The organism is Roseiconus lacunae (assembly GCF_008312935.1).
Classification (GTDB): domain Bacteria; phylum Planctomycetota; class Planctomycetia; order Pirellulales; family Pirellulaceae; genus Stieleria; species Stieleria lacunae.
This window is the reverse complement of the sequence record NZ_VSZO01000010.1, coordinates 313,884-327,318: the sequence shown is the minus strand read 5'-3', so window position 1 is coordinate 327,318 and position 13,435 is coordinate 313,884. Positions and strand designations below refer to the sequence as shown.

The following is a 13,435-nucleotide window of genomic DNA, read 5'->3' as shown; positions in this document are numbered from 1 at the left end:
CAACGCTCGACAGACTCGTCTGAAAACCATCGGCAAAGCGTTCGGCCGTGAAGGGCTGAAGCACGGTGTGGAATGCCGCCGGAGCCGACGTAGAACGCTGCGATGGAATTAGATTTTCGGCTGCCACAAACAGCGCGTTCGTGGCCGGTTCGGTCGATGGACCGGTCGGTTGACCAAACGTCCCAGATGTCGTCGAATCAATTTGTGTCGTCGTTCCGAAGGTGACCCCGGTGCCGTCATCCGCAGCCGCGCGGCCCGACGGCGGTGACTCGCGATTGCCGACGCGATCACTGGCGAGCGAAAGAAACTCGTAATTTTTCCCGGCGCGACCGACAAAAACTTCCTCGCCGCTCGATTCCGGTAGTTGACGTTTCCACAATTGAAAGTCACCGCCATCTTCGGCCACGTAGATGGTCACATGTTTGAAACCGCTGCCGCTCGGTTCATCGTCAGCTTCCCAGGACACGCGATAATGGTTGTCACCGCCAGCTCCACTCAACGGCGAGACTGTGAGTGTGCTTGTCGGCGCCAGAGAATCCACCGCGTACGTCAACTCCGGTGACCGATCGGCGGGTGCGTTGTCCAGCCAAACCTGTGCACGCGAAGTCAGCGACGCCCCTATCGGTAAATCTTCGGAGGCTTCGATGGAATAGCTGACCGATCCGGCGCCGATGCCTTGGGCATTGTTTGGTGGTAAGAGCCCGTTTTGATCGCCGCTGCGAACGTCGCCCGTGAGCGGATCTATTGCTTGAATCGTCCAGGTTGCCGCGTTTGATTTCAGATCCACGCCGCTACTGATACGAACGTTGAATCCCAGCGTCGATGCAAAGTCAAACTCGTCTTGATAAAGCGACCGTCCGCTCGGCATTCGAATATTGATATCGCCGAATTTTAGATCGCCCAACCGAAACGATCGTGGATCGACGTTGTCATCGAATGGAACCACGATCCGAATTTCATTGGTATCGCGATTGGCGTTCGGATCGTTTTGAAAATGAACGGTAAACGGCAAAGCCGACGCCGCGGGCACGAAGCCTCCCGTTTCCAACGTGAACGGTCCCGTTTGCGAAACACCGCCGGAGGATGCGCCTTGTTGGTCATAGTAGCCTTGTAAGTTCAGTGGGAAAAACACGTCCTCGTCGTTGGGGGTGATTCCATTGATCTGATACTCCGCCGGAATGCCTTCGCTGCGGCGACCGAATGGTACCCACGGCACGTACACTCGCATCGCTTGGAAATGTGTGTTGCTTTGCAAGTTCAAGTCAGCGTCATCAAAGTCTGGCAATGCGGCGACGGGATTGGAACTTTTTAGGATGCCTAGAAACGACAACGAATCCGAATCAAACTGAATCAAATCTTCGTCGAGCGACGCTTTCAAGCTTGGGTCATGTCCATACCAGCGACGCACATTGACAAAGAAGTCATCAAAGGTGCCGCTCAATATCACCTGTTCTCCGTTGGGTCCGGATAGCACACCGCCGGCCAAGGTCGCGATCAAACTGGCAAGTTCCTGATCACGACGCGTCGGTGGCACCGCGTCTTCTGAACGCAAACGTCCACTTTCTTCGAGATGCGTTAGGTACAGCGATTGCCAAGATTCCGCGTCGGCGGCCAGTGTCACCAAGGCAGCGTCGGCGTCGGCGTCGGTCAAGATCCCGCGACGCAATCGATCCGCTTCGGCCAACGCATGGTCGATGAACTCGTCACGAGTCATCGCGGTTGCCGAAGCCACGACATGAAATTGAAACGGAATCAACGGCTGCGTCAGCAAGTCCGGAACTGCCCCGAACGCTTCCCAAACCAATGCCAAACCTGGCGAAAGCTGATCGAGTGCGGAGGGACCATCGGCGAGTAAATCTTGTTCGGCATAAAGCGGTAGGGCGTCGTAAAGCTTTGACTTGAATGCTTCCCATGCGTGATCGCTTAATTCACGAAGACCGGGATACGTTTGAACTTGGAAATTGAATCCGGCACTTCGATCGGCCGCTTGATCAAACAGGTAGCCACTGGTGGTGACATGACCATCGAGATTGATCGCCGAATCGAGTTCCGCCCAGGGCAGATCTTGAAACACGCCTTCGGGATCGCCACGAAGATTCGATGTGAAGTGCGTGTAAGGCAGGTTGTAGACGTTTTGGTTGATCCCTAGCTCGGGAATTCCGACACGATAGAAAACGTACGGTGTGTCAACGTTGCTTAGGTTTTCCAGCGCGACGCTGTACGTCCCGTTGTCACCGGCAAACACATAACGTGGTCCACCGATCCCGATCGAAACGTCGGGTTCCAGGCTTCGCTCGATTTGAAAACGATAGGGCAGTACAGCCGTTTGTCCGTCGGGATTGATGACTTGAATGTCATACAATCCGCGTGGTGCGTCATCGAAGTCAAACGTCAGAATCATTTCCGATGCGGAAACGTAATGCTGGTTGACCGGCAATAGCTCGGCAACGCCAGGGCGAACCAACTTGACGATCGCGTCTTCTTGAAACCGGGCCCCGGTCAAAGTTGTCGTCACGTATTTTGAATCACCGCCTCGATCCGTTCGCACATCGGTGATCGCCAGAGGCAACAACTCTGCCAAAATTTCCACGGGTGAAGAATTGTCATCGGATCCAAATCCTCGCAACAGCACGTAATAGGATCCGGCGACGGTTGATGGAATGATCGCCGCAGGTGCGGGTGTGAGTGTCCCGCCGCTACTGGCATCGAACTGGCGGACTGTCGGCGCGACGGCGGACCGCAAGTAGACTTCGGTCGAAAGTTGGCCGTGTGATGCGGCAGTGACGCGAAGAGTTTGGCCGGGAGGAACATCAACGGCAAAGAGTCTTTGCTGACCAGCGCCGAGGGAAGCTTGTTGAGCGATCCCAAGGGTCAACGACGGCGCCGTTAACTGGACGGTCGATGGCGACGTGGCCGTGTTGTTAGAATCAAAAGCATCTTCGTAAACTTGGTTCAGGATGTCCGTACGAACGATCGCGCGATAGCTGCCCGGCGTCAGCGACGGCGCATCGGTTTGCAGGGTTTGTGAATACGATTCACCCGGTCCGAGTGTGCCTTCAAAGTCGACTTTCCCAAGCGGCGTGTCGTACAAATCCCATGCGGGGTCGTCGGACAAAAAAACGCTGTCGGACCAACGACCGGTGACGGTCTCGCTGCTTGCGTTTGTCACCGTCCAGGTCACCTCCATCGAATCGCCGGTCACCGCGTCAGCCGACGATGTGATCGATTCGACTTGCAAATCAACCGGCGGCGGAAGTTCAATCAGCAGCGGCGCTGCGGGATGGGCGGAGTTGTTGCGTTCGTGAGGTCCTTCAAAGACATCCCCTTGCCGAGACATGCGGTCGGGATCGGTGATCACGAAAACGTAGTAGGGACCGAGCAAATCCGTGGGAAGCGAAAACTCTGCACCGTACTCATACGTTCCGCCGGCAGGTAGCCCGCCTTGATGATCGAGGCTACCCAAGTAGACGTCCGTCGTGAGATCCAGGAATGTGTCTCGCGACAAGTAAATCAAATCGGTCCAATTTCTTTGCTGTGCAACGGTGTCACCGCCGAAGTTTTCAACCGTGTAAGCGATCTGTAGGACTTGACCACGGTCCACACGCGAGGGAGCGTTGATCGATGTAACTTGCAGATCAGGTGGAGTTGCGAGCACGATGTTCGAACTCCCCTGGATAACGTTGTTGCCTTCGTATTGGTATTCCTTGACCTTGCCTCGAGCCGATTCACGGGCCGCCTGAGACGCGAGATCCCAAGGGGCGAGTGATCCCGGCAATTCAAACTCGATGCCAATATTTCGAAATCCGATGTCGCCAAAGCGTCCGCTACGATCGGTTTGGGCGGCCGAATCGGTGAACAGCATCCACTGAAACTCACCTTCAATCCCGTCGGGGACATTGACCGAAATGGTCTGCGTGTAAGATTCGCCGACTTCGAGAACCCCGGATCGTGAGGCGATCCCGACTTGATGATCGAGATGGTTGAGTGATTCATCGTGAGAGATGAACATTCGATCGATCCACTGATTGACACGTGTCGCGCGGGTGCCTTGATTTTCGACCGTGTAAGTTACATCGAACGATCCTCCCGACACGACAGATTCGGGAAAGGTTGCATCGGTGATGACCAAGTCCGCTTCGTGATACTGGATCGGCAGATCCGCACGAGCCAGATTGTCCGATGGATCTTCGAAGGCCCAATGATCAAAGTGAGATCGCCAAAGGCTGTTGTCGCCTTCATCGGCCGGATACCACTGCTCGTCCAACCGGCGAGCGAGGTAGGGATAGAGAAAAGGTGACTTGTCATTGTTGGCGTTCAAATGAACCCACAAGGAATATTCGCCCGAGGATTGGTGCTCGGCAGCCATCCCCTCTGGCAGCGTCGTCGTCATCGAGACGGTGTATTGCTGACCGGGTTGCAACGGTTCGGCCGGCGCATGAATGGTCGCTCCAAGGTACGACGCCCGGTCACGTCGAAACGTCGAATCGCTCGACAGCCACACAAAATCCTTCCAGTACTGCGTACCCGCCCACACCGGATCGGTTCCAATGTTTTCAACGGTGTAGTGAAACGTAATCTCTTCACCGCTTCGCGCATCGTCTGGCAAGTCAAACGAGACGACTTTTAGATTCGCTGCCGATGGAACGATGGCCGTTGGCGCCGCGGCTTGATTGTTGTCTTCGAAGACTTCAACGACGGGGAAGAACTGTTCTTCGGGTGGGATAAGGTGACCGAAAAACGCTCCCAAGTCGATCTGCGGTTGCGGTGGTAAATCGTCGTCCGTCACGACCACGATGTATTGGCCTGCGGCCGAAGGACTAAGATCAACATTGAGGTTCGTCGTGTAGGAACCGCCGGCGATCAACGGCAGATCACGCCGCACTTCGCCCAGCAACAGCGTGGTCGCGTCATCGGATTTTGGGTTCGGCTGGTCACTCAAGTAAACGCGATCAACCCAGCCACCCGGACCGGCCTTGGCCAACCCAATATTGGTCACCGTCCACTGTAGATCAATGGTTGCACCGGCCGCTGCCGAATCGGGAACCACCAGTCCACTGATGATTAAATCGGGCTGTGCCCCGAGCACATCGACGGCTCGGGCTTTGTAGTTGTTGTTGTCAAGATTCGTCGGATCGTCGGGATTCTCGTCCGCCGCTAATGATTCTTCGGGAATCATGTCGAGCGGGTCCACCCACGGCGTGATGTACCACGTCCCGGAAGCCAGTTCATTGGGAATCGTCACGATCGTTTCTGTTTCGTAGCCGGCTCCCGGTGTCAGCGATCCGGAGTGGGAGAGCGACTTTAAGACGAAGTCACCTTGCCCCGGATGTGGCCGATTCTGATCGCGAGTCAGCCAAACGTTTTCCAACCAAGTCTCGCCGAGCGTCATCGACTCGCCCAAGTTCGTCACCGTATAACGAACCGGGACTCGGGCACCGGCGACGACTTGTGATGGTGCCACGACATCACTGACTACCAGATCGGCCAATCGATCTCGCTCGATGGTGATGGGGTGATAGCTGACGTTGTCGTCCTCGCCCGGCCATTCGGAAATCGCATCGTTGGAATCCGTTTCCACGATCACGTACACCGTGCCTCGGTAGTGGCGCGGAACCTCGACACTGCCAGCTTCGCGAAGGTATTGACCGGCGACGTCGAGCGCCGATGCGTTTTCAAATTCACCGATTAGCAAATCAGCTTGATCGATCACCGTGTCGAGTGACAAGAAGGCTCGGTCAGTCCAGGTCGCCCCCGGCGTCTCAATCGGCCCTTGGTTGACGACGACGAAACTGGGAAATAACGTCGCGCCGGCGTCGATGCGTTCCGGAATTGTGATCGACTGGATTTTTAAGTTTGGGCGTGGCTGGACATCGATCGTGATTGGACGAGACGACGCGTTGTCGGTCGTGTCCGTTCCCTCGTACAACAACAAACCGTCATTGGTTTGAACGAATAGATCAAAGATCCCGGTTGTCCGTTCAGGAATTCGAACTGATTCGGTGCGAGTGAAAACGTGCCCTGGTTCGATTGGGTCAATGAAAGGAAATGTCCCCAGTTCGATCATTTCACCCGATGGTTGTCCGGCCGGTCGCAAAAATACACGGTCGATCCAACCGCCGGCGGCAATCGACAAACCCTGGTTTTGGGTGGTCCAGCGGATGTCGACTCGCGTGCCTTCCTGGACCGTCGTGGGGGCGATCACTTCGGTGATCGTCAGATTCGGAGTCGGTGGCGATTGAATCGTGATCGGCGGGCTGATTCGGCGGTTGTTCCCGTCAAAGAGAAATTCATACGGCGGTTGATCGAACGCCGCATCGACGATCAAATAATGTTCCCCTTGCAGCCCGTGCGGGATCACAAACGATCCGGTTCGCTGGTAGTGTTCGCCGGGAGCGATCTGGCCGAAGTGTTGAAATCGTTTCGCGGTTCCATCGACGGGGAACTCGCCGGCGGGATCGGTCGCGAGGTAAAGCCGGTCGTACCAGTCACCGCGATTGGTAATCCCCGGTCCGGCGTTTTCAATTTCCCACGTGACTTCGATCGGCGTCCCGGCATCGACAAAATCGGGCACGTTCATCCCAGTGACAACCAGATCAGCCGGTAGAGCCGGCATCACATCGATCGTGTTGGCTGCAATGGTGCGGTTGTTCTGTTCGAACCCATTTTCGAACACCGCGTTTTCGAAATCTGTGACGACGAAAACATAAAATCGATCACTCGCGTCTGGCGGCAATTCGACTTCTTCGTTCGCACGGTATTGTTGCGCCGGTTCGAGTGTGGTGATGGAATCGAACGTGGCGATCACAATATCGTCTGCATCGCCGTATTGATCGTTCAAGCTGAAAACAATCGCATCCGTCCATGCTGTCGTCACTCCAATTCCTGTTCCTCGGTTTTGCACCGTCCAACTGATGGTTGTCTTCGCAGGGTCACCGATGACACTCGATGTGACCGCTAAATCATCGACCACTAGATCGGCATAGGGCGAAAGGACGATCTCGATCGATCGAGCGTTGAGGTTGTTGCTTTCTCCGGCGGGTCGTTCACCAAGCTGGTTTTCGGCATCGGTGACCAACAACAAGTTCCAATCACCGAAAAAGTCGATAGGAATATTGACCTCACGAACTTGTGAACGTGACTGTCCGGGAGACAAGTCTTGAGAGACCGTGAACTGATCGATCAATCGATCGTCACCCGAAAGGCTTCCGTCTTGTGAGAGGTACATCCGCTGAACCCATGAATCGGCCGTTCCCGATCCACGATTATGGAACTCCCAATGCGTCGTCAACGACTGTCCAGATTGGACCGATGCCGCTGCGCTGAAGCCGACCACTTCAATGTCCGGATGATCGATCGTGATCTGATTTCCGGTGAGAATATTGTTCGCTTCATAAGGTCCTTCGAATAGCCGGTCATTCCAGTCGGTCAGCAATTCGATCTGATAGGTCCCATCGGGAATGTCGGGCAAATCGACCGTCATTGTCGATTGATAGGTCTCGCCCGGTGCGACCGAGATCGTTGAGTGAAAGACTCGACCGGCGACAAACACTTGGTCCGGATCGACGATCGATCGCAAGTTAATTTGGTCGAACCAACGATCATCGGTCGGCAGATCGCCTTGATTGGTCACAGTCCAACTGAAGTCAGTTGATTTGCTTGGTTGCGATAGGTTCGGTCCGGAAATCGCTTTGGGGGTAAGATCGATCAGTGGTGGGATACTGATCGATAAAGGGCCGGAGACGAATGTGTTTTCTTCCGACAACTCGCTAATTTGCTTTTCATCGTCAACCGATATCAGCAAGTAGTACGTTCCCGACCGCAACGATTCGGTGAGCGGCAGCGATGCGATCGTTGAAACAACGTATCGATCACCCGAATTTAGCACGCCGCTGTGATCTAGCGATGACAACAAAACATCGTCATCGCCAAGAATGGTGTCATCAGAAAGGTAGATGCGATCCACCCAATCGCTTCCGCCGGCTGCCACGACTCCCGCGTTGACAATCGCGAATGAAATCGCCATATCTTGACCGAACTGATAGTCGGATTGATCGGTCGAAAACGACTGTTCGGCGAGACGCAGATCGGGTAACGTCCACTGAAACGATGTCGTGAACCGATCCTCAATCGGTTCACCGTTGACCTGATCGGCGTCTTGATTCATCGCGTTACCGACACGATCTAAGATCTCAGGTCCGATCGTCAAGTCATACGTGCCGTCGACGTACTGATCTCGTTTCGGACGAATCAGATACTGCCTGGGCGATGCTTCGAGGGCCACGATCGATTCGACATCGACTTCTTCGCCGCCGGGGCCGCTCAAAAGAAAGTCATCGACCGTCAACGATGTTTCGTCAATCAATTCACTAAAGGTGATCACCACGAAAGGTCCATCGGAATCATCCGCAGCATCAGATACTTGCACTGATTCAACCGACGGACCACTGGAAAACCCGGCGACTATTTCCAGTGTTTGATCGGTCAGCTCCGGTGATAAAACCTCGCTGCCAAAGTCCACTCCCGCGTACGTGGGCGTTCCGATTCGCTGGTCGAACGCCATCAGCTGAAAGCTGTCTCCACGCTGCGGCTGAAAATCATCGCCTTTGATCAGCTCAATCGTTCCGGCAAACTCCACACGCCCGGCCGTGAGCGTGCCGTAATCAATCGCAGGTGATGTCCCAGCGATTTCAAATTCAATGATCCCAGAAGGCGTCAGACTTACAGTCCGTGTGATCGTCAAATGGGAGTGGGGCCGAACGGTTCCCGCCACCGTTACATCGCCATCCACCGTCGAATCGCCGGTCAAGATTGAATCGGATTCGATCCGTAAATGGCCGGCGATGGTCCCGTTGGTCTGCGTGACGACTCGAACTCCAGATAGCGAAGTTTCGAGCATCGCGACCTCACCAAGCTCGACAACTGCTCCGTAACGCGACGTGATTAGCGACGACAAATTACCTGCGGTCAGACTGCCGGCCGAACGATCGTGAAGCTGCGACAGCGATCGCAAATTCACATGGCTTCCGGTGCCTTCACCGAGCACTTCGAATCGCCGGTAGTTGACGTTGCCCTCTGCGGGATCCAGCATCGAGACCACGCCCGATAAATCGAGCACGCCACCGGATAATGCTTCAAGGATGACGCGACTGTCGTAGTGCGTGCCGCCTTCGATCGCGGTGACGTTTGGCAGCTCCAGACGACTCTGTTCTCCTTCGACTCGCAGCCGCATTGACTGGCCGGCCGCCGTTGTCCGATGTGTGATCGCGGTGACGCCGGGGAACGACAACGTGTTTCCGGCGGCAGAGATAACCGTCGCCGAATCGATGTTCGTTAGTAACGGCGCGTCGATGGTTGCTGATTTTATCACCGACAATTCACCACCGACCAAACTGGTCAACTTTGGAAATCGCGCGGACGCTCCATTGAAACGAAGTGCGGTCCCCGGTGCGTGCTCAAGGCTGTCGAAGTCGATCTCTTTTTCACCGACAAGGTCAATCACGCTATTGACCGCCGTTTCGATTGACGCCACATCAACCTCGCTTTGCAAGTCAGCAAAGATGCGAACACCTTGAAGCGTCGTGATCGCCGAGGTTGTGATCGTTGCTCCGCCGGTCACCGTGATTCCGGAATACCCGCGTGCCGTGTCTTGGGTGATCGCCGTCTCACCGATATCGATGAATGACGTTAATCGTGGCGTTTCGATACGACTACCTTGCCGTTCGGCAATCAATTGAACACCACGGTACGCGGTGTTCCCGGTGTCGTTTTCACTGATCATCGTTAGCTTGGGTAGGTCGATCAAACCGCCGTCGTCAGATCTGAAAACAAGCTGCGATGCGTAGGTGGTCGGGCCGATGACCGAAGCCAATTCGGGCAGCGAAATCACACTTCCGATTCCGGTTGCTTCGATCAATCGTTCTTCGGAATTTCCGACGGAGAGGTGTTCGTAGGCGGTCACCAGTGGCAGCTCAATCGTGGCCCCTTGCCGGGTGCGAAGCTGACTTCCATCGATTTGAAACAGCTTCGGGGCGACGAACGTTCCCTGCGAGCTTGCATGTAATCCGCCTCGCCGTAGTCTTTCCAGTGCGGCGAGTTGCAACGTCCCATGACGGACGAAAAAGTTTGTTCCATTGCTGGACGCGACTGATGGCAATGAAATATCAAAACCATCGACATGCAAGGCTCCGTTGTCGAATGTTGTAATGCTCGACAAATCAATCGTGCTGAATACGTCCCGCCTGACTTCGATACCGTCGATGGTCTCCAAACCGGGCGATTGGATTTCGCCTCCCAAGCGAGCGTGAAGTCGGGAATAGGTTGCCGGGGTGGATGGAGTGGTGGACTGATCGATGAACCGGTTAAGCTTTGGTAAACGGATCGCGCTGCCCCAACCGCTGGCAAGCAAATTGATGGCCCGCAAATTCGTGTTGCCACCGATTCCGTCGGCGATCTCGATTAATTCCGGAAGTTCGATCGCACCGCCGGAATGTGCTTCCAAGTTGATTTGGGTGTTGTAGTGCGTTCCTCCGGTCAGGTGCGTCAACTGATCAAAGACCAGACGACTCCCGTTGCCTTGAACCACCCAACCGCGAACCTCGCTGCTGGTCCCGGCGTGCGAGTAATTGCTGAGATGCCGGAAACGCAACTCGCCACCATCACTGACGAAAAGATTGGCCCCATCGATCGATTGGTTCCCGTTTAAAACCAAACGGGCCTGTTGGCCTTGAACGGTGAGTGATGTTCCAGGTGCAAGCGAGAAATCGCCTCCGATTAGCGAATCGCCATGGACGGTCAATGAACCTCCACTCACCGTCAACCCGCCGTCACCGCGGATTGAACGAACGGCATGGTCGCCGGCAGAAATCGTGACCGTCCCCGTCGTTAGTTCGACGTCATCGGATGCCCCTGGAACGCGTCCCCCGATCCACATCGCCGCGTCGTTCCAATCCCCTTCGCCGCCGACCCAAACGATCGTTTGTGAATCATGACCGGGAATCGAGAGCGGAAAACTTGCATCACCATCGCTGGAAAGTACCGACTGCCCGGATTCGGCGACCGCCGACGGCGCGGACATCTCGCCCATCAGTGTTGTGTTGACCAAACTTTGAAGCATGGGTGCGATCAATTGACCACCGGCTGCTTCGGTTAACGATGAAGTCAGATTGCCATCTCGATCGATCACGTTGGTCAGTTGATCGAGATGGATTGTCGAGCCATCGCCTATGGCATTGAACGCGACCTGCCGGAAACTGGGATTGCCTTCGATCGGATCGACCACTTGGCGAGTTTGCTGCAAATCAATCGAGCCGCCGTTACTCGCTTCGACACTCAAGCGTGTGTTGTACTGGTCGCCGCCTGCGATCCAGCGCAATCCGGACAAATCCAGGTTGCTCCCCGCGCCGTCCGCGATCCAGTGTTGTTGTTCGTTCGGTTCTCGTGGATCAAGCCGATATTCGGTGATGCCGGGAAACGCGATGGTCGTCCCGCCGTAGGCCTCGAAACCAGATCCATCCAAACTCTGGACCAACGGCATCTGCACCGTCGCGGAGCGATCGGTGATCAATACGTTGTGTTCGAAACGTGTGATCTGGTCCAAGACCGCATCGGTATCGGCGAGTCTCAGCGTGGTGCCTTCGATGAACGCTAACGATTCGAGATTGCTCGGGCGCCCATCGATTGTCACGTCGCTTTCGCGGATCGATTCGAGCCCCTGGAGTTGAAGATCACCGGGGGTATCGATCGTCGTGGCAACACCTTCGATGAAGGTCAATTGCGGAGCGACCAGAACGCCCCCGTCAGAGGCGTCGATGATGGACGCTAGGCTTGCAGATCCCGACGATCGATCCGTGATCGACACGAGTGAATCGAGCTCCAAGCGGCTTCCGCTATCGGTCACCACTAACTCGACGCGCCGAAAATTTGGATTGCCAGTCGCAGGGTCAACGATTTGTTTCAACTGTGGCAACGAGAGCAGGCCGCCGCCGGAAACGTCAATCGAATGGACTCCGCCGTACGTCGTCGCTCCATCGATCGATCGCAAATCAGGAAGTTCAAGCCGCGAACCGCTGCCACTGACACTCCACTGCCGAACGGTCGAGATCTCGGTCGCGAAGTGTTCGAACGAGGTGACATTTGGCAATACCAACGTGCTCCCGCCACGAACATCCAGGTCAGATCCATCGATGTTCTCAAGCAGTGGTGCGTCGATAGTTCCGCCGGCGGTCACCGTGATACCGCCCTCGGTCAAGCGATCGACCAGCGGCAGTGAAAGTTGAACGCCTTCGATGTCAAACTCCGTTCCCGTCGCCAGCCGAAGTAACGCGAGCGTTTGGTCGACGTCGCGAACGACAACACTGGAATCGACGAGCGACTCAATCGCGGGAATCGAAAGTCCGTTTTCCCCGCCGACTTGAATCTCAATCGCTTGGGCGTTCTTCAACGAAGCGAGCGTGATTGCCGCACCGCCAGTCACTGCGAGACGACTTCGATTATCGGGGTTTTGATCAACGATCGTTTGTAGGGACGATAGATCGATGTGGCTATCTAGTCCGGCCGCTTCAAAGCTGGTTGATCGTAGGCCCGTGTTGCCTTCGGTAGGATCGACCACGCTCTCGACCGAAGACAGATCGATGGAGCCGCCAGCGATGGCGACGAAGTTTAGATGGTTGTTGTAGTGACGTCCTCCACGCAATTGCTTGACGCCGCTCAGGTTAATTTCACTGCCGGCTCCCTCGGCAAAAAAGACTTGCGACTCGTTGTTGGCCTGGGAATCAAACCAGTGCGACGACACGTTCGGCATCGAAATCGTGCCACCTGCGGTGGCGGTCAATTGCGCTTGCTGCAAATTCACATCGCCGGCGACATCGAGCGATGCCTGTGGTCCGTCGGCGATCAAAGTGATCGGCGATGCCAGAAATAGATCGCCGTCGACTTGAAGTTGTCCGGCGACCATAAAGTCGCTCGCTGACTGGTCAATCGAGAGCCGGTCGGTGACCAACACGGACGGGGCTGCGGTGTTCGTCCCGGACAGCGTTGCGTTGTCGAGCACAAGTTCGGCGGCGACCAAAGAAGTCGTTTTCAGCTCCGCGCCGACGAGGTGCAGTTTCTCGGTCGTTTCTACCGAGGCGACATGGGTGTTTTCCGAGATCGTGACCACCAGGTCAGCAGCGAGATCTGTTAACGCAACGTCATCGGTCGGCGAGGGCAACTGATCGGTGTCCCAGTTCAACCGATCGTGCCAACTGACGCCGTCGCCTCCGCCATCCCACTGGACCGCCGCTAAAAGATGACGCTGTTCAAGGGTTTCAAACGGGGCTCGAATTCGTCGCCGTGAAGATCGTTTTCGCGCCAGTGTCGCAGTACGAACACGCTTCTTGTCACGCAGCACCTGCCTCACCCCAGCCTGCTTGCGCAGCCCGCCCCTGGTCCGTCTCAT

At 55.6% G+C, this 13,435-nt stretch carries 1 protein-coding gene (running past one end of the window); it reads right to left on the bottom strand.

Annotation, left to right across the window (positions count from 1 at the left end; genetic code table 11):
* A protein-coding gene (locus FYC48_RS15145) for a tandem-95 repeat protein (protein WP_149497556.1) crosses the window boundary here: on the bottom strand, positions 1 to 13,435 show its start. Its footprint begins 26,099 nt before the window's first position; the window shows 13,435 of its 39,534 coding nt (coding positions 1-13,435); the start codon lies at positions 13,433 to 13,435; its stop codon lies off the left edge, out of view.